The organism is Ruminococcus albus 7 = DSM 20455 (genome assembly GCF_000179635.2).
Taxonomy (GTDB): domain Bacteria; phylum Bacillota; class Clostridia; order Oscillospirales; family Ruminococcaceae; genus Hominimerdicola; species Hominimerdicola alba.
In genome coordinates this window covers 514428-537918 of sequence record NC_014833.1, presented here as the reverse complement: position 1 = coordinate 537918, position 23491 = coordinate 514428, and the positions used below count along the sequence as shown (strand labels likewise).

The following is a 23491-nucleotide window of genomic DNA, read 5'->3' as shown; positions in this document are numbered from 1 at the left end:
AAGGACACCTCCGCCTGAACCGCGAAGGTGTCCTGAATGCTCTGTTATTCTTTTGGTAAATATTACTTTACAGTAACATTTATAGCTCTTGAAGACAGATTAGAAGTATCCCACTTACCGCCGACCTTGGCTGCTATTACCATGGTATAGGTCTTGCCTGCTGTCAGCTTGGGAGAGATCCATGAAGTAGTATTCACAGAGATACTCTGAGTATATACTCTCCACTTGCCTGCTGCATAGTATGCGATACCGTATGCCTGAGCATTTGGAACAGAATTCCAGCTTATTCTGAACTGATGGTATGTCACGTTGTAATCAATAGATGATACAACCGGATATACCGAGTTGTTCTGGTTGTTGTTATTATTGTTGTTATTATTGTTATTATTGTTGTTATTGTTGTTATTGTTATTGCTGGGTATCTCAGGGATACCTGCGCCGGGCAGACTCTTGCCTGCAGGAGCACAGATAGCTTCATCAATGTAGAAGTTAGAAGTGGTATCCTTGGTTTCTACATAGATAACAGGGTCAACTGCATCAGAGGGGATGGTATAATTAGTATTGCTGAGCTGCAGATACTTGCCCTTGGGGCAAACACCCTCTGCAATTGTAGGATAGTGTGCTGTTCCGCTTGAATCGGTATAGTTGAGCTTGAGATAGAATGTTTCGGTATCCTCACCATCAAGCTCTGTTACGTTTACAGAGAAGCTGTAGGTCTTGCCGGGAACGACAGAAGAAGGAAGTGTACGCTCTGCACCCATCCATGCACTTGTACGGTTAGTAACTACAACAGCTTCGCTGCCCTTATAGGGAGTTCTGCCGGACTTCAGCAGTTCTGTGCCGCCGTGTGCCTGCCATGTTAAATCATCCTCAAATGTATCGTGGAAGTAGTAACCGTCAGAATCAAGCTCTGTATTGGATGAACCGTTGTTGCCGGAAGAGCTGCCGCCGCTAAGTGTGCATACGAAAGTAGAAACGCTCTGTGCGGGAAGCTGTGCCCAGAAGCTTGTACCATTGTCGATAGTGAGATTATCGGTCTCAGCCAGGTTCTCGCTGCCTGATGTGCGCCATCTGTCAACATCGATTATGGTCTTGCCGTTCAGTGAGAACTGCTGTGAATAACCTGAACTGCTGTTATTGATAGCAACGATAGTTACCTGATTCTTATTGTTCTTGTATGCAGATACAAAAACGTTAGATGAAGGCTGCTCAGTGACATCTACACGAACATCGCCGGGACGAACGAACTTTGAGTACTGTGCAAAAGCATAACCACGCTTTGATATCTTGTGTGTATCTTCACGGAGAATGCTGTAATTACGGCGAAGCGGCCATACAACGTAAGCCTGCATACCGCCTACAACCAGTGAATCATGAATGCTTACAGCCTGCTTCAGGTTATCAGGCCATATGTTTGAATCGACATTGCTGTCAGGAACATATACTTCAGTCATCCACAGCTGTTTGCCGCAGTTTTCAAGTGCCGGGAAGTCCATCTTACTTCTGGGTGTGCCGTAGAAGTGAGTTCCGAATATGTCACAGTTTGCATAAGCCTTTGAGTTATTAAGGATCTTTGAGTAGTAGTCCTTACCGTTGTTATATGCGCCATACTGGAATGATTCTGGCGACATGAGCTTTGTGCTGGTTATCTGGTCGCCATAGTTAGCAATGAAGTCAGTAGTCTCGTCCGGTGTCCAAGCTGTCCAGTCCTTAGCGTAGTCCGGCTCGTTCTGTACAGAGATAGCATACAGATTAACGCCGTTCTGCTTCATGTATTTACCGAAATCATTAAGGTGCTGAGCGTATGCTCCGTAATTTTTTCTTGGAAGATGGAGCTTACCGCCGTAAGCAGAACCGTTTTCAGCCAGACTTGCGGGCGGCTCCCAAGGTGAAGCGAAAATGGTGATGCCTCTCTTAGCAGCATACTGTGCTGTCGGGAGAACTTTGTACCACTGGTTTTTGTCAGGGTTTACAAATACTCTCAGGATCGTACAACCCAGCTGGTTATTGCCGTTTTCAAAAGCAATAGCACGATCTGAATCAGTCAGATCACCGTACCACTCCGGGTGATTGATACCGCCGAAGCCGTCGATCTTCTGATAAGTTTTGTTAACGTTTACAGTGCAAAGGCTTGCAGCTTCTGCCTCGATCGTCACGTTTGACAGAAACGCGGTCTGCGAAAAAGCACTGCGCCCGCAAGCATCGCAGAAGATAGCTTTTTTACGCTTGATGAGATTTTCATACTAATTCCTCCTTATTCCGTCGTGCCTAAAAACTTTTACTTTCTGTTGAGTAAAATTAGCACGTTCCTTATTTTGTTATTTCATTATACAAAAAATCATCCACAGGTCAACTCACATCGTGCACATTTGACGTAAAATATGGATATTTTTTATTAAGATAGTGTACTGTATTATCCATATCTATTAATAGCTTAAATACGTATGATCCTGATATATCCGCCTTTACATTTATTTATAAGCCTGACAATTAAAAGAAAAGCATTGAATGGTTCAGAAATCAGTTTTATGAACTTTTCGGTTGTTCTATATTTAATCAGTTCGTTAATTTATATTTGTCAGCACCGAGAAACATACTCTCCAAACTTGCCATGGGCATGACGTACTGCGTACCCGCGCAAGGGTCACTGGGTCTTCTTTACAGCTTAAAATGGGCACCGAGAAACATACTACCCGAACTTGCCATGGGCGTGACGTACTGCGTACCCGCGCGAGGGTCACCGGGTCTTCTTTATAGCTTACAATGGGCACCGAGAAACATACTACCCGAACTTACCATGCGTATGACGTACTGCGTACCCGCGCGAGGGCTTTACTTTTGAAGTGAAATGTGATATACTGTTATATTATATAAATAAAGGAGCTGATTGCTTTTTGTTCAACAGAACAGCATATGTTCAGCATAACATAGAAAATACTGATATGACAGCATTGAAGAACGATTGCCTGAAGCTTGGCGCCATGCTGATAACATACAGGTTGCTGACATCTTATTTCGTTAACATGATCTTCATTATCCTTAGCTGCCGTTTTCTTTCGGGTAAGATGCTCTCGTACACAAGTGCGGCAGAGCTGCTGCAAAGCGATTACAAGGATGTAATACAATCCACAACATACGCTATGGTGTTCAATTCGTCCGTAACTATCACTTCGCTTATCATCACCCTGCTTTTCGGCTGCATCGTCCTGGGTTTCAGCTTTAACGGATATCTGAAACCATCGGCAGACGGAGCAAAAAAAGGACTTCACTACTTCCCTGCCTGCTTTGTAGCAAATGTTTTCCTGTCAGTGGCAATAAACGCTTTTGTCCATATCATGGATTCGGCAGGAGTTACCATCCCCGAAGCTGATTTCTCAATAAAAACGCCATCGACAGCAGCGATATTGTTTGAATTTTTGTATCTCTGCATAATCGCACCGTTCATAGAGGAAACCGTATACCGCGGAATGATACTCGGAACTCTTACAAAATACGGCGAATTTACTGCTATACTGCTGTCATCGCTGTGTTTCGGACTGATGCACGGCAATATCCCTCAGGCGGTGTCTGCATTTGGCACAGGGCTTATGTATGCCTGTGTCGCAGTCGGCAGCGGCTCGATACTGCCATCGCTGATAATACACGCACTTAACAATACCGTTGTAAGTATATATACCATCGGTAATGCAATGAAGATCCCTCATATCGACACCATAAACAGCACAGCGCAGATAGCTGTTGCTATGATAGGATTCTACGTACTAATGACAAGAGCAAGCTATTTCGGGACGTATGACGGTCAGTCATCCGTCGAGAAAAAGGCCGTGACAAAAGCCGTCTTTACCAGACCTGCTATCATAATATATCTTTTGGTGCTAATAAGCAGGATAATCATTGACATCATCACTAGCAACTCATAATACTATAACATAAAAGAAAGCCCACGGATCTCTTCCGCGGGCTTATTTTATTACGCAGGCAGGTTAGCATCAAGTATCTTCTTCGGTGCTTCAAGACGCTTCAAAGCATCTGCGAGGGTTTCAAGAAGCTCGCTCTTGTCCTCGTTATCCACCATTTCCTTAGCCTGATCTATAGCATTCCTGCTAAGCTCGACCTGATATTTGTAAAGACTTTCCAGTCTGGAGATAGCCTTTACTTCCAGATCCTGATAAACGGTCTTGATATCCTTGACGATATTTATTCTTATCTCATCATAGTTCTCAAGTGCGATATCTATGATATCCGTCTGCTTTTTCTTCTTCATTATAAGTGAGAAGGTACTCATCGCTGCAGGTGAGAAATTCTCACTTGTACCGAAAAGCTTGACACCCATAACACTTCTTGTAACGTTCTTGTTGGCTGACATCATCAGTCTGTCTACCGACGGTGCTTTGCTGACTTCCGCTACATTCGTTATCCCAAGTGCACTTGCCATTTCACGGCTCATCTTATCCGTAAGCTCAGTTATAGCATCTCTGTGACACTCTATGCAGGTACGGTAAGCTTCTCCTACCTTTTCCATAAGGAATGAGTAGAAATACTTCTCTATATCCTCAGGCGAATAGATATCTTCGCCCATATCGTCCTTAGCCCTGCATTCCAGTATACTCGTCCTCAGCTTCGCAAAGAACTCATACATCCATGTTTCCGCTTCCTGCTGCATCTCCAGTATAGAAAGATGAAGCACAGGCTTTCTCTTTTCAAGCTCAGCCGCAAGTTCATCGCACTGCTGCTCGAACTCCTTTGCCTTATCCTCAAGCAGCTGCTTGTCCATCTCAGCCATATCACTTATCATTCTTAGACGCGAGCTTATCTCAGCGTGCATACGATCCAGCATAGTCAGTACACGCTTTGAGCGTATAACATCCTTCTGCATTATGATATCTCTGTTCAGCGAAAGCTCAAACTGGAAAAACTGCGTTTCATAGAACTCTCTCGTTCCTTTATCTGCGGGTCTTTCTTCACCAAGCTTACGCTTCAGCTCATCACCGCCGCTTATACCGTACACAAAAGCGTTAGGCACTATTCTCTCTGAGATGCCCCTGAATCTTCGCATTATTTTATTAACGTCTGCCATAGTATTCAGCGCATCGATCATATTGACCAGCACATACAGCATACCGAATCTCTGAGGCGATACGTGTGTTGCCAGAAAGACCTGCTCAGATTCCGAAAAAGGCAGCAGACAGCTTGCAGCATACATTATTGCATCCGCATTCACGATATAGTCCTGCACCTGCTTGTCAAGGCTCTCCAGGTCTGATAGACCGGGAGTATCAACTATCCTTATATTTTTCAGTATAGGTGCATTATCCTTGATCTGTACACAGCTTATCTTCGCAGGGAACAGCTTCATACGCTTCTCAAGATTCTCTCTTGTTATGTCCTCAAGCACCAGCGGTACTCTCTGACCGTTTTCAAGTATAGCTTCAACTGTCTGTGTATGACCAAAGGAGATCTCATTTATCGTATAAGTTTCGGGTGTAACGTTTATAGGTGCGATCTTCTTGCCCAGCAGAGCATTGATTATCGTGCTTTTGCCGCGTTTGAAATCACCCAGTATTACAAGCGTGAAGGGCTCCTCGCGCCTTTTATCCACCAGCGCCCTGAACTCCTTCAGCTGCTCTACGCACTCCCTGCCAAGTATCTCAGCTATCTTGTCATCTTCGATTATCTCACTGAGCTGTTCTCTGACAGTACTGATATTTTCGTCGGCAGCCATTACATTCTCATTATCTTTCATAGCTGACCTCCGTTCCCGACGATAACGCTTGTGCGCACGTCACATATCTGCCCGCTCTCAGCGTGACCCTCCATATCCACAACGTCCTCGCGCCACGAATAAAGCGTTTTGCAGTATAAGAATTCATTACTTGCCAGCAGGCTCCTCTCTATATCCGTAAGATCCTTGCTGATGCTGAGATTTCTTGAAGTACTTCCGTGTATCTGTTCACTCAGCCAGCTCAGTTCATCATATTTGATGCCTGCTCCGGAACGGCCGTAGAAATCCACATATCCCTTACGGTAAAGTCCGCACATTATTTTAAGGTACTGTCCGGGCTTATCCAGACATATTATACCTGCGCGGTTCGCAGTAACATCTGCGTATCTGACCCACTGTACCAGCGCAGAATAAAGCTGGCTGCCTATAGTCTGTGTATAGAACCTTTCAACGGGTCTGAACACCTCATTATTTACTTTGAGGTAAGTATATGCCATATTAAAGGTACAGTGGTTATTCTGTACCCTGCCGCATTCGCTGCCGATAAGCAGCATGAGCTCATCATCGCTGCATAGCTCTACCAACTGCTTCGTCAGTACTATACACGGCTCTATCAGATCGCTGGTGATAGAATATGCCAGCGGTCTGTTCATGTCCTCGCGAATGAATACTATCGGTACGATAAGTTCCAGACGTTCAGCACATTTTTTGACCTTATCATATATCTCGGGATACTTCAGCGGTCCGACCTGATCGCACTTAACGAACAGATGCTTAGCTTCCGCCGATATATCCTGTGTATTTACCGCCTTGAACAGCTTAGCGCTGCCCCCCAGACTCATTATCTTCTGCCTTACCGCAAAGTCGGACTCAAAGGCATAGTCAAGACTGCCGTCTACCATATGGCTTTGATACGACCTCGTGTAGGCTTTCAGGTAAGAACGAAAACCCGTGTCGATCTGAAGAAGCGGATTGACTTTCGCATTTATGTCACTCATTGAGTGTCCTCCCTTATTGGAATGTTCTGCGCATCCACATCTTCATTATTTTTCAGTATTTTCTGCCTTTTCTTCCTGCTCGGTCTGTTCTGTCTTCTCGGTCTTTTCAGCCTGAGGATTGTTTATGCTTATCTCGTCGTTGAGGACCTTTCTTACAGCATAAGCATCCTGAACCAGCTTGCTGGCAGTCTCTGCGATAACGTGAAGTCTTTCCATCTCCTTCTGGGATACTTCGGACTTCTCTGCCTTTAGATCATTGAGGTTATCCAGTGTTTCCTGTGTATCCCTCAGTATGATCTCGGTCTCTTCCTCGATCTTGCTCTTGATGCTGTCGAATGAGGAGAATACCTGACGTCTTACTGTCTCAGTGAAGTCGTTGTTCAGCTTCATCTCGTGGAACTGCTTCTTGACATTAGCCTTGAAGTTGGTCTTGTACTTATCTATCCTCTCCTGAACGAGTATCTTGTCCACTGCGAAGTTAGACGTAAAGGTACCTGCGATACCTGCAAATGCCATCATTACCAGCATGACCGGCAGACCGCCTGTCAGACCGAAGAAGCCCGAAAAGAACATAGCTGCGTAGTAGGTAGCATAGAAGCCCGCAAGACCCGTAGCGCCGCCCAGCAGTGCGCCCTTTATGCCTGATTCTCTGAATCCCAGATATACACCGCCTACGCCGTAAGCACCGGTAGCCGCACCTATCACCTTATCCAGTGTACCGCCGTTTGAAGATACTCTGTCGGATACTGCAAACATCCTCTGGATAGCTGCAACGCTCTCGAAGAACTCGTCCTCGAATTCCTGCAGTCTCTCAGTCTCACCGCTTACAGCCTGATTTATGCTGTTCTGTATCTGCTCGCAGATCAGCTGCGCTCTTACTTCCATGCTCTCCTTGATCTTCTCGGTGAGCTTGGAGCTTACGAGTTTGAGCCTGTCCTTCTTGAAATCGTCAGAAGACATCTGGAAGTTGTCGATAACTTCCATAGCTGCCTCCTCGATATTGCTCCAGTAATTATCAAGTACAGGACGCAGATCCTCGAACACCTTATTAGCAGCGTCATTGATCTTAACGAACTCAGAACGCTTCATATTTCTGATCTCATCGATCTCCTTGATGGCAGCATCGTACTTCTCCATGAATTCATCATTAGCCATCATCAGGGCATTCTCCTGCATTACTATCGAACGCAGTATCTCGGTACCCGAATTAGTGATCTTGTTTGCAAGTATCTGGAGAGTGATAACACCGCGTTCCTGAGTAAGCAGAGTTTCAAGTGCATTTTCAAACTCAGGGAAATTAGATTCCTCCAGCAGCGCCTGATCGCCCGAAGTTTTAGCTGTCAGGGCACGCTTCGCATACACACCGATAACTCTCGGTGTGCCTATCTTTCTCTTATATACGGCGAACTCACGGCTGTCCTCGCCCATGACCTTCTTCGCCTTTTCCATAACGTACTTACCGATACGGGTACGTACAGTTTCAACTATCTTGTTCTCATCGTCCTGAGTGAAGGTACCGAAACAGTTTACAACGAATATGATACGTCCCACATCGGAGGTAAGCATCTTCTTTTCGAGGAACTCCTTCTCAAACTGTGAAAACGGAGAATTCGCACTTATAACGAAAACAGCCGCATCTATCTTGGGTATGATAGACATGGTAACATTTGTCATCTGATCGTCATCATTAAGACCGGGAGTGTCGATTATATCCACGTTATTACGGCAGAATTCGGTATCGTAGTATACCGTTGCTTCCTTTACAGTTTCCGCCTTGCGTTCAGACTCACTTGTCAGCTTGGTGACATACTCCTCAAGCCTGTCTATCTCAACACGCTCGGATTCACCATTCTTATACTCGACCTGAACATAAGGCTCTGTGCTGTAAGTAACTCTGTTAAGGGTAGCGGTCGCAGGCAGAACATCGGCAGGCAGTACTTCCTGACCGAGGAGTGCGTTTATCAGCGTACTTTTACCTCTCTTGAACTCACCGACGATAGCGACCTCGAAATGCTCGTCCTTAGCCTTTTCAAGCGTCTCCTTTATAGATTCGGCGGTATTGACCAAAGCTATCTCTTCGCTGAGCTTCAGAAGCTCCTGCAGATCGGCAGTAAGGTTTCCTACGGTTTCCTTATAGCCTGCATAGCTTCCATAATTGATCTGCTTTTCCATGGATTGACCTCCGTTTTCAAAAAATATTATACACATTCAGACTGCCGCAGCCGTTCGGAACATCGTGGCAGCGAGTAATTTTATATCACTATAAATTATATCACACCCGAGCTTATCAAGTCAATATTTTATGAAAATGTGTACGAACAATTACCCTTTTGCACAAAAGCCCGCCCCTCTTTTACAGCATATTGACTAACCCTTTTCTTTGAGATTCGGCATATTTAGCATTTTGTGTCATCAGTCTGACCCAACAGGTAGTATCTCACGAAAAAAAATCACCGCAGAGTGTTCTGCGGCGAAACAGTATATCGGTTTTATTATCTCCGTTTCAACATCCTTTATACATCACATCATCTTTCTGCCTGAGGAATATATACCATACAAGCAATAGCAGCAATTCCGCAAGCCAAGGAAAATCAATTAACAATAACCCGCTCAAAGCATCTGGTAATGAACGGCTATTATGTAATATCAGATCGAACACGTCCACTGCGCTCAGATAGAGCTTTGAAAAAAACAGGTTTGGAACACTCAGTACCCCGAACCACAGAAACACATTCCTCGGTTTTGATTGTCGCTTTTTGGAAGTCATCACCAGCATAACGATAAATTGTACTGCGTTGATCGGCCATAGCAAAAAGAACGCCGCAAAACACAGGACGGCACCTGACGCTCTCACGCGGCTTGTATCAATGGCGCTGACTATATCTGTATTTTCAAATGCACCCGTTCCAACATAGTATCTTCCTGCGTCAAGTACCTCATATTCTTCGGGAAAGAAAACATCGATATCATCGCTGATCTTCTTTATACGCCACCTGTCGTCACACACCGCCAGACGTATAACCTTATGTTTTTCGCAGAAATTTCTCCTTGATTCTGAATTTTTGAAAATTAGGGAGCAATTAAGCTGAGGCTGTTCATCGCTAATTTTTACCGAAATAGGCTCACGCAGCTGTTCTGCCAAAACAAAGCCGTCTTTACCCGCAGTATATATCTCCGAACCGGTAATATCAGCATCATCGGGCGTTCTCAGTTCATCATCATCTGTTGGTTTTACCAGCACAAATACTCTTTCGTCTTCTTCCAGTCCATCACATTCAATATCTATAGATTCGTTGTAGCTGCATCCGCAAAGCATACCCACCACCACAAGTACAAAAGCCACTATCAATAATTTGTATTTTCGCATAGTTATCCCCTCCGTATTCATATACGAATGAGCCTGCGCCTTTTTATGGGGTATATTTAATATTTGTAGCACTGCACAATATCCGCGCAAAAAATATATGCAAGTATACAAAGACCGCCCTCTCCATATGGAAAGGGCGGATAATATCCTTATTGAAAAGCTATTAGTTTACAACAGCCTTCTCAGTCTCCTTGTCGAAGATGTGGATTCTGTTAGGATCAAGAGCTACCTGGATCTCGTCCTGAGGTCTAGCAGTAGATCTGGGCGATACTCTTGCAGTCAGGTTGATACCCTCGCAAGTCAGATACAGATAAGTCTCAGCACCCATCATTTCTGTTACTTCAACAGTAGCATTGATGATACCTGTCTTAGCAGCAGAGATGAACATCTCCTCATCGTGGATGCACTCAGGTCTTACACCGAGTACAACTTCCTGATCTACCAGGGGCTCAAGTGCCTCGGGATCAGCCTTGGACTCAGGAACCTCTACCTGGTACTTAACGCCCTTGGAGGTCTTGGTATCCTCAGAACCGAACTCAACAACATACTTACCGTTCTGCTTCAGAAGCTTAGCATCGATGAAGTTCATCTGAGGTGAACCGATGAAGCCTGCAACGAACTGGTTAACAGGATTGTTGTAGAGGTTTGTAGGTGTATCGATCTGCTGGATGTAACCATCCTTCATAACAACGATTCTGTCACCCATGGTCATAGCCTCGGTCTGATCGTGTGTTACGTAGATGAATGTTGTACCCAGCTTCTTATGCAGCTTGGAGATCTCGGTTCTCATCTGAGCTCTCAGCTTAGCATCCAGGTTGGAAAGAGGCTCGTCAAGCAGGAATACCTGAGGCTCACGAACGATAGCTCTACCCAGAGCCACACGCTGTCTCTGACCACCGGAAAGAGCCTTAGGCTTTCTGTCCAGCAGGTGAGAGATGTCGAGGATTCTACCAGCTTCTTCAACCTTTCTTGCTATCTCGTCCTTGGGGACTTTTCTCAGCTTCAGACCGAATGCCATGTTCTCAAATACGGTCATGTGAGGATACAGAGCGTAGTTCTGGAAAACCATTGCGATATCTCTGTCCTTAGGTGCTACATCGTTTACAAGTCTGTCACCGATGTACAGCTCACCTTCACTGATCTCCTCCAGACCTGCGATCATTCTCAGTGTTGTAGACTTACCGCAGCCGGAAGGGCCTACCAGGATTATGAATTCCTTATCCTTGATCTCAATGTTGAAGTCGGAAACAGCGATAACGCCGCCGGCATACTTCTTATAAATTTCTCTTAATGATACGCTTGCCATTAAAAAGAACCTCCCTATTGAATATTTCTTCAAACTCGGACATGGTCACACTTATACCCGAATCAGTACACATATATCATATCAAATTTTAATCTAAGTAGCAAGAGTTTTTTTAACTAAACTTTAGCGAGTTACTTTAGGTATATTAACGAAAATGCATGAAGCACTGGAATTATTTTCCAATTAGCCTATTTTCGTGCCAATAACTTTTCAACATCTTTGTGCATTATTTCCAAACACTCACCAAGCTCTAAGCCCCTATCCAACGGCATTTCACCTATCGCGACACGCTTCAGGTACACCACCTTGTTGCCAAGCTTTTCAAACATACGTTTCACCTGATGGAACTTTCCTTCATGAATAATGAGGGTACATTCGCAAACGTTTTCGTCAGATGCCAAAAATTGCGCCGGCTGACATTTTTCCTCGGAATCTCCCTCATGCAGACCGTCAATGGTCATACCCGCAGCCATAATATCCTTATAGCTGTCTTCCCATGGCTTTTCGAGCCTTACGAAATAGGTTTTCGGAACATGAGTCTTCGGTGACAGCACCCTGTGGCTCAGCTCACCGTCATCGGTTATCAGTACGAATCCCTCGGTATCCTTATCCAGCCGTCCTGCGGGAAACAATCCGTCCCTGCGAAGTTCATCGGGCACCAGGTCAAGTACAGTCGTACTGGCACCTTCCTTCGTCGAACAAACCACTCCTGCAGGCTTATTCAGCATTATATAGATATGCTTCTTATATGTCAGCTTCCTGCCGTCTATTATGATCTCATCATCGGTATCCACCTTAGCATCAGACCTTGCCATAAGCTTGCCGTTGACCATTATCTTCTTTTTAAGGCAGAGTTTTTTAACATCCGCCCTTGAAATATCAGCAAACTGGGAAGCCACCAGCTTGTCAAGTCGCATTATCTCGCCCATTATATACACAGCCTTTCATTATTTTTCAATCAGAGCTGCAGCTATTGCCAGTCATTTTATAACTCATATCGCTGTCCCTAAAAATAGCCGCAAAAGCCCGAACAGCCCCTGCGGCTAAACATCATATCATCTGCATACCAAAGTCGGACTCATCGTTTTTTATCAGCAAGTCCGTCAAGATATTTTTTCAGATATTTCTTGTAGTTATCGTAAAGCATGACAAATCCTCCGCCTGCACCTATCCCAAGAAACACCAGAGCCCCCTGCCATGAGCCGGCAGCTAAAGTACCTATCGCACAGGCGATGCAAAACAGTATAAGTATCACCGCCGAGATATAGGCATACAGAGGCTTGCGGAATTTTCCCGTAAGCTCACAGACATCGTCCTTTTCGGTCATCTTACCGAAAAAGCCGGTCATACCGCCATCTTTCTTTTTCGCCTTGTGGTAGAATATCTGCACATTGTCACCACTGACTCTGCCGTAGTATATGCTCTCCATCTTGTGATTTCTCATGAATCTGCCCATGCTCAGCACGTTCATCGAAGGCTTATACTCTACCAGGTCGCAGTTAAGGTGCTTTTTCAGCTTCTTTTTATTCAGCTGAACAGTGATGCTGTAATTCTCAGCCATCTGCTCACTCTTCCTTCTTATCGGGATAATCTGCCGGATTGAAGACCTTATCGTTTATCCTTATCTCTCCGCCTGTTTTTGTATTAAAGAGCATACCGTATATCGTACCGCACTTCGTACATCTGAACTGGTGGAAATATCTGTTCTTGGTAAATTTCATATCATCATCAACTATCCTGCCGAGGGGACAATTGGAGAATGTCATCTCAACATCGCCCGCTATAAGCAGTCCCACAAGAGAATTCGCACAGAAAAGATATTCCTGCGGACTTATAATTTCCCTGACCATGATATTCTCACACTGTTCACATCTGTTGCCAGCCATGATCTACTCCTTTCCCAGCAGCGCTGCCATTTCGCCGTCGATGTCCTTGAACATCTCAGCCATAAGAGCATTTGAGAAATCATCAATAAAGCTGTCATCCAGCTTTATGTCAGCCTGCTCGCCGCTTGCCATATTCTTCAGCTTTGCACAGCCGGTCTCCAGTTCACTGGAACCTATTACCAGCACAAATTTCGCGCCGATCTTACCCGCATACTTCATCTGAGGCTTTATGCCCCTGCCCATGAGGTCGTACTCAACAAAGTATCCCTCATCTCTCAGTTTCATAGCCAGCTCCATAGCCTTGTCTGCCGCGTCATCACCCATAGATGCTATATACAGGTCGCAGGTCTTTGCCTCCATGAAGTCACAGTTCTGTGCTTCCATAGTAAGTATGAGCCTTTCTATACCCATAGCGAAGCCCAGCGCTGGAACAGCCTTGCCGCTGAGTTCTTCAATTAGACCGTCATAACGTCCGCCGCCGCATACAGTGCCCTGTGCACCGATATCCTTGGATATGAACTCGAAAACAGTTCTTGTGTAATAGTCAAGACCTCTTACGATACGGGGATTTACAACGAAATCTATACCCATCAGACCGAGGTACTTCTTCAGCTTTTCAAAGTGGTCGTTACAATCCTCACACAGATAGTCTATTATCAGCGGAGCATTCTTGCCTATCTCCTTGCATATAGGTGACTTGCAGTCGAGAAGGCGCATTGGGTTCTTTTCAAGTCTTTCCTTGCAGGTATCGCATAATTCTTCACGTCTTGCGCCGAAATACTCTCTCAGCGCCTGCTGATACTTAGCGCGGCAGGTAGGACAGCCGATGGAGTTGATATTCAGCTCGATATCCCTCAGACCTATCCTGTCCATAAAACTCTTAGCCATAGATATAACATCAGCATCAGCCTTTGCATCAGCCGAACCTACCATCTCACAGCCGAACTGGTGGAACTCACGCAGTCTGCCCTTCTGAACATTCTCGTGTCTGAAGCAGTTGATGAGATAGAACACCTTCTGGGGAAATGCCTCGTTCAGCAGACCGTTCTCTATCATCGCTCTCATTACACCTGCAGTACCCTCAGGACGAAGTGTGAATTCGCTGTCACCCGTTGCGGTAACGGTGTACATCTCTTTCTGTACCACATCGGTAGTTTCACCGACAGAACGCAGGAAAAGTCCTGTCTCCTCAAAAGCAGGAACTCTTATCTCCCTGAATCCGTACTGCTCTGCAGTTTCAGATGCCAGCTTCTCTATCGTGTGCCATTTATATGCCTGTGAGGGCAGCATATCAGCAGTGCCCTTTGGTCTTTGTATCATTGCCATTATTTTTAACCTCCATTATTTTATGAGCCGTTATGGTGTGTTAGTATTATAAAACCAGCTTCAATGTCGCGGCTGACTTCCCCACGGCTCGATAAATACCTCTCTCATATACTTGACCTCCGTCAGATGTTGGTATCCTCAAAAATACCGTCCTTTATATAATAACTTAATTTGCGCCATTCGTCAAGTGCTGTTTGCCTGCCTTTGTCAGTTTTGTACCAATTTTCTTTTGTAGCAGACCCCTTTTGCACAGGACAGGGAATAAAATCATACCCCGGCATGAACTTATGTGCCATACACAGTGCCCGTCTCATATGATATGCGGTGGTGACCAGTATTATTTTGCTGCCAAGCGGAAGATATCCGATCAGCAGTTCGTCTGAATACATGAAATTTTCGGCAGTGTTCTTTGAAAGCTTTTCAGCAAGGATATCACTTTCTGATATACCCAGTGCAAGTGCTGCCTTTTTCATGCTCTCCCATTCAGCCATATTTCCAAGAGAAGTATCCTGCACCTGACCTCCGCTCAGAAGTATCAGGGGTGCTTTACCCTCATTATACAGCCTCACAGCCTCGGGTACGCGGTAATCGCAGGCTTTCCTGCTTCCAAGCACCATTATAAGGTCAGCAGAACTCCCGTCATAGTCGAGACCGTCATACAACAGCTTGTGTATATTTTCGTCACAGGGACTATCATTCAACATTTCTGAAAGTTTCATGATTTCTCCTTATATTCACACAAAAAATCGGCAAACAGAGTGTTTGCCGATAATGTGATCTATCCTCAGTTAGCTGTAGTCGGATTGACGATATCTCTCCAGTCGAGGTCGCCCCTCTCCAGCGAGTGTATCAGCGCCTCAGCTGTGGCGATATTGGTCGCTACAGGTATATTGTGTACATCACACAGCCTTAACAGATTCATCTCATTAGGCTCGTGCGGCTTTGCAGAAATAGGATCGCGGAAAAACAACAGCAGATCTATCTCGTTGCAGGATATCCTTGCTGCTATCTGCTGATCGCCGCCCTGAGAACCGCCCATGTAACGCTGTATCGAAAGTCCGGTAGCCTCTGCTACTATCTTGCCGGTAGTGCCGGTAGCACAAAGTCTGTGTTTGCTGAGTATTCCGCAGTATGCTATACAGAACTGTACCATAAGTTCTTTCTTGGTATCGTGTGCGATAAGTGCTATATTCAAAAAGAATCCCCCCAGTTATAATAGTCGTTCGTCCAGATCCTACATCTTGATCTGTATCGGTATATGCTCGCCCTTTATCCTTCTCGATATTGCCGAGAAAGCTACAAAGCCCATTGAACTTGATGAAAGCGGTGCGCCCTTGCCGGTTGCAAGCGGTATAGCTGAATCCTCGGGTATAACGCCCAGAAGCTGTACGCCTACCGTGTCTATGATCGCATCAAGATCGTCCATGTCATCAAACTCGAATATCCTCTTGCTTGCCTTGTTTATCACAAGTCTCTGCTTCTGATTGCCCCTCTTGTAGAACTCATCAGACATCATCTGTGCATCTCTTACACATACGGGGTCAGGTGTTGTAACTATCAGTATCAGGTCTGAATTAGTTACTATATCGAATACAGAACCGTTTATACCTGCTGAGGTATCTATGATGATGTATTCAAAATACTTTCTCATTTCCTGAGTTATCTTCTCTATATCCTCTGCCTTGAGCTGTACAAAAGGATCGGAAGGTGCACACAGCACGCTGAGGTTCGATGCCAGCTTTACAGTTGTCGTAGCCTTGTAAACGTCGCAGGTACCCTCAAGCACATCTCCGAGATCGTAGGTTATGTTTCCCTGCATACCCAGCATGATGTCCATACACCTAAGTCCGAAGTCGAGCTCTATTATCAGAGTCCTGTTGCCCTGCTTCGCCAGTGCATAACCAAGGCAGGCACTGATGGATGACTTACCCGTTCCACCCTTACCTGATGTAACTGCAATGATTTTAGACATAGTCTACTACTCCTTTCACAAATGCGCACTCACGACGGTATCAATGATCTCTGTCCCGTCCGCGCATATCCTCCACACTTACCTTTTAGTCAAATTATTTGATCAAACTCTTGTTTACGGCATTCACATGACCTGCAAAACAGTAGTTGAGAAAAACGTAACCAAAGTAGGTGTTACCTAATATATATTTTACCACATATTTTGTAATTGTCAAAACAATTCGCATAAAAAACCTTAAAATCGTGATTTCACCTTAATTGTCCTATAAATTTTTAGTAATCTTGCACAACATCGTGCTGGTCTTTCATATTAAAATTCCGACCTTATATACTAATCGTGAATTGAATCGCGTAGTAATAGTATTATAAATTTAATATACATATTCAGTCTCTCAAATAAAAGTTCAGAAAATCATATCCAAATCTGAACTTTTTTCGCAGTTCTATTTTATATTGACCTGGCATATTATTGATAAAAATGATCTCATGGAGGTAAAATAAGATGTTCATACACACTATCAAGGTCAGAAGACCAAAAGTCTGGGCAGGGGTACTTATATCAGTTATCGCCGCGGCACTTGCTGTACTTCTGGTACTCGGTCTGAAAGGCAGGAGCAATATCCATATACTTGACAGCGAGAGCAAACGAAGGACTTTCCTGCACGAGATGGGCTGGGAAGTCCCCGAAAAGTTCGACGAAGTCAAGACTATACTTATCCCCGAGGATTGGAGCGAGGTATACATAAACTACAACGAGCTCCAGAAACAGCAGGGCTTTGACCTTACACCATATAAAGGTATGCAGGTTCAGGTGTATACCTACAAAGTCCTCAACTACCCCGAACATGAAAAAGATGACTGCATACTTTGTCACCTTATGGTCAGTGACGGTAAACTCATCGGCGGTGATGTAAGTTCCACAGCCTCCGACGGTTTCATGCAGGGGCTTCGTATCAATTCATAATTCATAATTTGTGTCAGGGACACGGGTAAGTTTTACTATTGAAAGATTGCATAACGCATAAGTTTCCTGCCCTTACAATTTGAGAACATAAGAACGTGCGCTTACCGCAGAACTGCGATAAGCGCACGTTTTATATTTTCATTTTTATAGCAATACTCTGACCCGCCGTCACACAAAACTCATGTTCACTGCAAACTTATAATAGGCGGAATTGAGCTGCCCGCCCGAGGGCAATTATGAATTTTATTATGTCAGTCCCCAGATGTCCTTTGCGTACTCTTCAACAGAACGGTCAGCGGAGAATATGCCTGCGCCTGCGATATTTGCAAGGCTCATTCTCTGCCACTTCATCTTGTCAGCGTAGCACTCGCTTGCGTACTTCTGTGCCTGCTGATAGCTGTCGAAATCCTTCAGTGCCATGTAGGTATCTGTATTCTTCAGTGCATCGGCTATCTCGGGGAACTGTACTCCGTTCACACCGTACTGTATAGTGTCAATAGCCTGCTTTACTATCTGATTCTTGTTATAGATCTCGATAGGTCTGTAACCTGCCTTGCAGGAATTTACCTCGTCAACGTTCATACCGAAGATTATGATGTTGTCATCGCCTACCTGCTCGTGTATCTCAACATTTGCGCCGTCCATGGTACCCAGAGTGATAGCACCGTTTATCATCAGCTTCATGTTACCCGTACCGCTTGCCTCAGTACCTGCAAGGGATATCTGCTCGGAGATATCAGCTGCAGGCATCAGTATCTCTGAAAGGGATACGTTGTAGTCTTCCAGGAATATAACATTCAGCTTTTCTCTCAGCTTATCGTTCTTTTTCAGTTCCTGAGAGATGTTCCATATCAGCTTGATTATCTGCTTAGCCATGTAGTATCCTGGTGCTGCCTTAGCCGCAAAGATGTAGGTCTTGGGCACGAAATCAGCATTGGGATTAGCTTTCAGATAGTTGTACTGAGCGATGATGTTCAGCGCATTCAGCTGCTGGCGCTTGTATTCGTGGAGTCTCTTTACCTGCACATCGAATATGGAATCAGTATTCAGAACTGCGCCGTACTGGTTTTTGACGTACTTTGCAAATTTTTCCTTGTTTTCTTTCTTTATTTCTGCCAGCCTGTTCAGGACATTTTCATCGTTTTTGAATACAGCCAGCTTGCTGAGTTCGGACGCATTTTTAAGGAAACCGTCACCGATCTTCTCTCTCAGAAGTTCGGTCAGTCCCTCGTTAGACTGATACAGCCATCTTCTGTATGCGATACCGTTTGTAACGTTCTTGAACTTGGTAGGAGTATCAAGATATTCGTCCTTGAAAGTCTCCTTCTTGATTATCTCGGAGTGTATCTTTGCAACACCGTTTACGCTGTGTGATGCGTGTACACAGAGAGTAGCCATCTTTACCTTGTTGTTCTCAACTATGGACATATGGCCGCACTTCGCCTCGTCGCGGTATCTCTCCCACAGATCACGACAGTATCTCTCATTTATCTCGATGATTATAGAGAATATTCTGGGGCAAACGCTCTTCAGCAGATTGCAGTCCCACTTCTCCAGTGCCTCGGGCATAACCGTATGGTTGGTGTATGCGAATGTATTTGTAACGATATGCCATGCTTTATCCCAGCTGTAACCGCAGTCATCAAGAAGTATCCTCATCAGTTCGGGGATAGCAAGTGTAGGATGAGTATCGTTGATATGTATAGCAACTTTTTCGTGCAGATTATCCAGCGTACCGTATACAGACATATGCTGGTGGACTATATCGCCCACGGAAGCTGCACAAAGGAAGTACTGCTGACGAAGTCTGAGGCTCTTGCCCTCAGCGTGGTTATCATTTGGGTAAAGTACCTTGGTGATAGCCTGTGACATTATGTTCTTGCTAAGTGCCTTAGCGTAGTCGCCCTTGTTGAAGAAAGGCATATCAAAAGAAGCCATTTCAGCCTTCCACAATCTCAGCTTGGATACAGCTTTGCTGCCGTAGCCTGATACATACAGGTCGTAAGGCACAGCCATAACGGAAGTATAGTTCTCATGAGTTACACAGTGGTACTGATTATCCCAATACTCCTTCAACTCGCCGTCAAAGCGTACCTCGATAGCCTTAGTAGGTGAAGGCACAAGCCATACTGAACCACCGGGGAGCCAGTTATCGGGCAGCTCGGTCTGCCAGCCGTCTTCCAGCTTCTGCTTAAAGATACCGTACTCATAGCATATGGAATAACCTGTTGCGTGGTAGCCGTCAGCAGCCAGTGCATCCAAATAGCAGGCAGCAAGTCTGCCAAGACCACCGTTGCCCAGACCTGCATCGGGTTCCTGCTCGTATATACCATTTATGGAGATACCCAGATCTTTGAGCATCTCTTTTGCCTGATTGTTCATTTCCAGATTGTAGAGGGAGGTCTTGAGAGAACGTCCCATCAGGAATTCCATAGAAAGGTAGTACACCTTCTTCTTGCCCGCAGACTGTGTAGCCATTGTGAAGTGTCTTCTCTTGGTCTTCAGTATGCCGACAACTATCTTTGACAGTGCCTCGTATACCTGCTTATCGGTCGCCTCATCGGGTATGGTCTGAAAATCGTTGTGCAGTACCTCGATGAACTGCTTTTTCAGTTCCTCCTTTGATATGGTCTTCTCGGTTTTTTTAGCCATTTTACATTCCTCCTGAAATGATAGGAACACACGACACCAATGAATCTACCCCGCCGTAATGCTCTATATAATAATCGTCTTGTTAATTATAACATACTTTTGCAATAATTGCAACAACGCAAACGTTTAATTTATTAAAATTTGGTGAATTGTACGAAAACTAATAAGGCTTTGGTTCATTGTTTTATTGTATTACGATCGTCGGATATCACAAAGTTTCCAGTACAAATACGTAAGTCAGTGGCTTGCCGCCGTCACGGACGGTAACGACCTTTTCCATAGCGCCTGTCTTTATGTTCTTTACCCAGTCTTTCTGAGTAGCAAGGGTAACGCCAACGCCCTCAGCCCAGCTGCGGATAAATCCGTTGGAAGCTGTTTTTGCGAAAGGCAGCGCCTGCGCCTCGAATTTTCCGTCAGCACCTGCAGCCTTGACGATATCCGCCTCACCGAATTCAACATTACTTATCTTCTGCTTAACTGTAAGTCTGAAATCCATGATATGTTCCTCCCTGTTTATACTTTAGTCTTCCCACTTCGCACACAGATTGTTTATGCAATCCGTAAGCTTTGCAAGATCCTTGTTGTTGAGACCCTTGCTTGCAGCCACCAGTGCGGAAAGTCTGTCCAGCGATGCACAAAGCCGCTGATATCCGGTACTGGGTGCAGTTTTTCTTACCACCTTTATTGGTTCAGCCTGAGTGAATACGCCTGTGATAAGGTCGCACTCCGCACCGCTGTAAGGTGTCTGGGCATTATAGCCCTTTTCCTCCAGATGACGCTTGTATTCCTCCATAACAGCATCCTCGCCGTGGTTTATAAACACGGTTTTCGGGCGCTCCATTGAATCTATCCACTTGTCAAGTCCGTCGATATCCGCATGACCGCTGATACCGGGAAGCACCCTGATCTCAGCTGCCACACTTATTTCTTCACCGAACAGCTTGACAGTCTTTGCACCCTCAACAAGGCTTCTGCCCAGAGTATTGTTAGCCTGATATCCCACAAAAAGCACCAGACTCTCCTTATGCCACAAGTTGTGTTTCAGATGATGCTTGATTCGTCCCGCCTCGCACATACCGCTGGCGGATATAATTATCTTAGGGGTTTTATCGAAGTTTATCATCTTTGATTCGTCACTTGTAACAGCAATATGAAGATCGGGGAAAGTAATAGGATTTATACCCTTTTCAACATACTCAAGTGCCTCAGCATCAAAGCAGTTCTCCTTGTTCTCCATGAATACCCTTGTTGCTTCTATTGCAAGGGGAGAATCCACATACACAGGGAAATTTGCATGATTTTTCACCATTTCCCTTTCCTTTATCTGCCTGATGAAATAAAGAAGTTCCTGTGTTCTGCCAACTGCAAAAGAGGGTATCACAACATTTCCTCCGCGGTCAAATGTTCGCTGTATCAGTTCAGCCAGATGTTCAACATAATTCGTGACCTTTTCATGTTTGCGATTACCGTAGGTCGATTCCATCACTGCGTAATCAGCACCATCTATGTACTGAGGATCACGTATCAGCGGCTGGTCAAGATTTCCTATATCTCCGGAGAATACTATCTTTCTGGTTTCACTGCCCTCAGTAAGCCAAAGCTCGATGCTTGCCGAACCAAGAAGATGTCCCGCATCAGTGAACCTCACCTTGACACCTTCACATAACTCTATCATCTCACCGTAAGGATGAGGTGTCAGCTTTGATATTGCACCCTCAGCATCTGCAAGAGTATACAGAGGTTCAACATCTTCCTGCCCCTTACGTCTGCCCTTACGGCTTCGCCACTCAGATTCAAATTCCTGTATATGCGCCGAATCTCTCAGCATTATGGAACATAGATTGCAGGTAGCCTTTGTAGCGTGTATATTCCCCGAGAATCCGCCTGCATATAACAGCGGCAGAAGTCCCGAATGGTCGATATGTGCATGGGTCAGCAGAACAAAATCAATTGCAGAAGGCGAACATGGTATCTTTGCATTTTCATAAAGGTCTGTACCCTGTTCCATTCCAAAGTCCACAAGAAATCTCTTGTCACCGACTTCAACGTAGGTACAGCTTCCCGTTACCTCATGGTTTGCACCAATGAATGTTATTTTCATAATACAAGCCTCATTTCTATGTTAAAATTTGTTTAAACTGCTTATATTATATCACACTTCCACATAATAATCAAGTGAAATTTGCCGAAGTATTACCCAAAAATACCTTCAAATACCTGTTTATGCATCCAAATATGATCCTCAAAAAAAGAACTTCGGTTAAATAATATGGTGCGATACCATCATAGCGGCTGCACTATTACAGCCTACGATAATAGTATAATACCGTAACAATGCAACGAAAAACCGCCGTACTGCCAATAAGCAGTACAGCGGTCTCCCGAAATTAATATGATAAGCAACTAATAAGCTTACGATCTTATTAACCCTTAACAGCGCCGAGGGCGATACCACGGATAATGAACTTGGAAAGTACGAGATATACGATAGCAACAGGTATGATAGAAATACCAACTGCCATATAAACCGCACCCATATCAAACTTGGTATAGTCAGCCGATCTGATGAGATTGATAACCAGAGGCAGAGTTCTCAGCTCGGGCTTATCGAGTATCAGAGCAGGAATAAAGAAGTTGTTCCAGCTGGATACGAATATGAATATACCCTGTACTGCGAATGCAGGCTTCAGAATAGGAGTTACCAGAGAGTTGAATGTTCTGAACTCACCACAACCGTCTATTCGAGCTGCCTCAACTATTTCAAGAGGCAGTGCACTGTCCATGTATTGCTTCATAAAGAAGAATGTAGCAGGAGCAGCGATCGAAGGAATGATCAGAGGTATGAAATTATTGGTAAGACCCCAGTCGTTCATCATCTGAACAAAACCAAGTGCAGATACCTGTGTAGGTACCATCATTATCATAAGGATAAATGTAAACAGGAACTTCTTGAGCTTGAAATCATATACATGGATCGCATAAGCTGTGAGTGCTGAAAAATATGAAGATAAGAATGCACAGCTTGCGGATATGATAAACGAGTTTCTCAGAGCTGCGAGCATAGCCCAGTCAGGCTTGTTCATTACAGCCCTGAAGTTCTTTATTAAATATTTACCTGGCAGAGGAGAAAATCCCTGCTGAATATCTGCTGATTCACGAGTCATGTTGATAAGAAGAATGAAGAACGGGAACAGTGAAATTATAGCAAATATTGTCAATACAACGTATGAAATTACTCTTCTGATGAGCAATGCCCTAGAGTTACTCATCTGTCCTACTGCATCGATAGGTGCTGCCAT

General features: G+C 44.7%; 19 protein-coding genes. 2 read left to right on the top strand and 17 right to left on the bottom strand.

The window, feature by feature from the left end; genetic code table 11:
- Window positions 1–62: 62 nt before the first annotated feature.
- The gene (locus RUMAL_RS22315; RefSeq protein WP_013497226.1) at window positions 63–2156 is read right to left on the bottom strand and encodes a carbohydrate binding domain-containing protein; all 2094 of its coding nucleotides are present in this window, start codon (window positions 2154–2156) and stop codon (window positions 63–65) included.
- Between the two features lie 738 nt (window positions 2157–2894).
- Between RUMAL_RS22315 and RUMAL_RS02455 the strand changes: the two genes are divergently transcribed.
- A complete protein-coding gene (locus RUMAL_RS02455; protein ID WP_013497225.1) occupies window positions 2895–3920 on the top strand; it encodes a CPBP family intramembrane glutamic endopeptidase in 1026 nt (341 codons plus the stop codon).
- Between the two features lie 50 nt (window positions 3921–3970).
- Here RUMAL_RS02455 and RUMAL_RS02450 read toward each other — a convergent pair whose 3' ends face one another.
- The 12 genes from RUMAL_RS02450 to RUMAL_RS02395 all read right to left on the bottom strand — a co-directional run bounded on the left by RUMAL_RS02450 (window position 3971) and on the right by RUMAL_RS02395 (window position 16577).
- Window positions 3971–5743: a dynamin family protein gene (locus RUMAL_RS02450; RefSeq protein WP_013497224.1), complete on the bottom strand. Its 1773-nt coding sequence runs from the start codon at window positions 5741–5743 to the stop codon at window positions 3971–3973.
- Entirely contained in the window at window positions 5740–6720 is a 981-nt protein-coding gene (locus RUMAL_RS02445; protein WP_013497223.1) for a M48 family metalloprotease, read from the bottom strand. Before RUMAL_RS02445 ends, RUMAL_RS02450 begins: the two co-directional genes overlap by 4 nt.
- 45 nt (window positions 6721–6765) lie before the next feature.
- A complete protein-coding gene (locus RUMAL_RS02440) occupies window positions 6766–8892 on the bottom strand; it encodes a dynamin family protein (protein WP_013497222.1) in 2127 nt (708 codons plus the stop codon).
- Between the two features lie 331 nt (window positions 8893–9223).
- The gene (locus RUMAL_RS02435) at window positions 9224–10087 is read right to left on the bottom strand and encodes a hypothetical protein (RefSeq protein ID WP_013497221.1); all 864 of its coding nucleotides are present in this window, start codon (window positions 10085–10087) and stop codon (window positions 9224–9226) included.
- Window positions 10088–10250: 163 nt separating this feature from the next.
- The gene (locus tag RUMAL_RS02430; protein ID WP_013497220.1) at window positions 10251–11393 is read right to left on the bottom strand and encodes an ABC transporter ATP-binding protein; all 1143 of its coding nucleotides are present in this window, start codon (window positions 11391–11393) and stop codon (window positions 10251–10253) included.
- A gap of 188 nt (window positions 11394–11581) precedes the next feature.
- Complete coding sequence (locus tag RUMAL_RS02425; RefSeq protein ID WP_013497219.1) at window positions 11582–12322, bottom strand: pseudouridine synthase; 741 nt, start codon at window positions 12320–12322, stop codon at window positions 11582–11584.
- Window positions 12323–12471: 149 nt separating this feature from the next.
- Window positions 12472–12954 (bottom strand): hypothetical protein, encoded by a 483-nt coding sequence (locus tag RUMAL_RS02420; RefSeq protein ID WP_013497218.1) that lies wholly within the window; start codon window positions 12952–12954, stop codon window positions 12472–12474.
- Between the two features lie 4 nt (window positions 12955–12958).
- Window positions 12959–13279, bottom strand: a complete 321-nt coding sequence (locus RUMAL_RS02415) for a hypothetical protein (RefSeq protein WP_013497217.1) — start codon at window positions 13277–13279, stop codon at window positions 12959–12961.
- Window positions 13280–13282: 3 nt separating this feature from the next.
- The gene (gene hisS, locus RUMAL_RS02410; RefSeq protein WP_013497216.1) at window positions 13283–14605 is read right to left on the bottom strand and encodes a histidine--tRNA ligase; all 1323 of its coding nucleotides are present in this window, start codon (window positions 14603–14605) and stop codon (window positions 13283–13285) included.
- A gap of 122 nt (window positions 14606–14727) precedes the next feature.
- Window positions 14728–15324 carry a YdcF family protein gene (locus RUMAL_RS02405; protein WP_013497215.1) on the bottom strand — a complete coding sequence of 199 codons (597 nt, stop codon included), beginning with the start codon at window positions 15322–15324 and terminating at the stop codon, window positions 14728–14730.
- A 65-nt stretch (window positions 15325–15389) separates the two neighbouring features.
- Window positions 15390–15800 (bottom strand): methylglyoxal synthase, encoded by a 411-nt coding sequence (gene mgsA / locus RUMAL_RS02400; protein WP_013497214.1) that lies wholly within the window; start codon window positions 15798–15800, stop codon window positions 15390–15392.
- A 39-nt stretch (window positions 15801–15839) separates the two neighbouring features.
- Window positions 15840–16577: a P-loop NTPase gene (locus RUMAL_RS02395; RefSeq protein WP_013497213.1), complete on the bottom strand. Its 738-nt coding sequence runs from the start codon at window positions 16575–16577 to the stop codon at window positions 15840–15842.
- A 501-nt stretch (window positions 16578–17078) separates the two neighbouring features.
- Here RUMAL_RS02395 and RUMAL_RS02390 point away from each other — a divergent pair.
- Entirely contained in the window at window positions 17079–17540 is a 462-nt protein-coding gene (locus RUMAL_RS02390) for a DUF4830 domain-containing protein (protein WP_013497212.1), read from the top strand.
- Window positions 17541–17786: 246 nt separating this feature from the next.
- On the opposite strand, the gene RUMAL_RS02385 is transcribed toward RUMAL_RS02390, so the two are convergent.
- The 4 genes from RUMAL_RS02385 to RUMAL_RS02370 all read right to left on the bottom strand — a co-directional run bounded on the left by RUMAL_RS02385 (window position 17787) and on the right by RUMAL_RS02370 (window position 23491).
- Window positions 17787–20192 (bottom strand): glycogen/starch/alpha-glucan phosphorylase, encoded by a 2406-nt coding sequence (locus RUMAL_RS02385; protein ID WP_013497211.1) that lies wholly within the window; start codon window positions 20190–20192, stop codon window positions 17787–17789.
- A gap of 208 nt (window positions 20193–20400) precedes the next feature.
- A complete protein-coding gene (locus RUMAL_RS02380; protein ID WP_013497210.1) occupies window positions 20401–20688 on the bottom strand; it encodes a hypothetical protein in 288 nt (95 codons plus the stop codon).
- Between the two features lie 24 nt (window positions 20689–20712).
- Window positions 20713–22293 carry an MBL fold metallo-hydrolase RNA specificity domain-containing protein gene (locus RUMAL_RS02375; RefSeq protein ID WP_013497209.1) on the bottom strand — a complete coding sequence of 527 codons (1581 nt, stop codon included), beginning with the start codon at window positions 22291–22293 and terminating at the stop codon, window positions 20713–20715.
- Between the two features lie 322 nt (window positions 22294–22615).
- The gene (locus RUMAL_RS02370; protein ID WP_013497208.1) at window positions 22616–23491 is read right to left on the bottom strand and encodes a carbohydrate ABC transporter permease; all 876 of its coding nucleotides are present in this window, start codon (window positions 23489–23491) and stop codon (window positions 22616–22618) included.

Coding starts and splice junctions, on each gene's coding strand:
- RUMAL_RS02390 (WP_013497212.1), top strand. CDS start 17,079: ATGTTCATACACACTATCAAGGTCAGAAGACCAAAAGTCTGGGCAGGG.
- RUMAL_RS02420 (WP_013497218.1), bottom strand. CDS start 12,954: ATGGCTGAGAATTACAGCATCACTGTTCAGCTGAATAAAAAGAAGCTG.
- RUMAL_RS02375 (WP_013497209.1), bottom strand. CDS start 22,293: ATGAAAATAACATTCATTGGTGCAAACCATGAGGTAACGGGAAGCTGT.
- RUMAL_RS02385 (WP_013497211.1), bottom strand. CDS start 20,192: ATGGCTAAAAAAACCGAGAAGACCATATCAAAGGAGGAACTGAAAAAG.
- RUMAL_RS02435 (WP_013497221.1), bottom strand. CDS start 10,087: ATGCGAAAATACAAATTATTGATAGTGGCTTTTGTACTTGTGGTGGTG.
- RUMAL_RS02370 (WP_013497208.1), bottom strand. CDS start 23,491: ATGGCAGCACCTATCGATGCAGTAGGACAGATGAGTAACTCTAGGGCA.
- RUMAL_RS02425 (WP_013497219.1), bottom strand. CDS start 12,322: ATGGGCGAGATAATGCGACTTGACAAGCTGGTGGCTTCCCAGTTTGCT.
- RUMAL_RS02450 (WP_013497224.1), bottom strand. CDS start 5,743: ATGAAAGATAATGAGAATGTAATGGCTGCCGACGAAAATATCAGTACT.
- hisS (WP_013497216.1), bottom strand. CDS start 14,605: ATGGCAATGATACAAAGACCAAAGGGCACTGCTGATATGCTGCCCTCA.
- RUMAL_RS02445 (WP_013497223.1), bottom strand. CDS start 6,720: ATGAGTGACATAAATGCGAAAGTCAATCCGCTTCTTCAGATCGACACG.
- RUMAL_RS02440 (WP_013497222.1), bottom strand. CDS start 8,892: ATGGAAAAGCAGATCAATTATGGAAGCTATGCAGGCTATAAGGAAACC.
- RUMAL_RS02380 (WP_013497210.1), bottom strand. CDS start 20,688: ATGGATTTCAGACTTACAGTTAAGCAGAAGATAAGTAATGTTGAATTC.
- RUMAL_RS02395 (WP_013497213.1), bottom strand. CDS start 16,577: ATGTCTAAAATCATTGCAGTTACATCAGGTAAGGGTGGAACGGGTAAG.
- RUMAL_RS02415 (WP_013497217.1), bottom strand. CDS start 13,279: ATGGCTGGCAACAGATGTGAACAGTGTGAGAATATCATGGTCAGGGAA.
- RUMAL_RS02405 (WP_013497215.1), bottom strand. CDS start 15,324: ATGAAACTTTCAGAAATGTTGAATGATAGTCCCTGTGACGAAAATATA.
- RUMAL_RS02430 (WP_013497220.1), bottom strand. CDS start 11,393: ATGGCAAGCGTATCATTAAGAGAAATTTATAAGAAGTATGCCGGCGGC.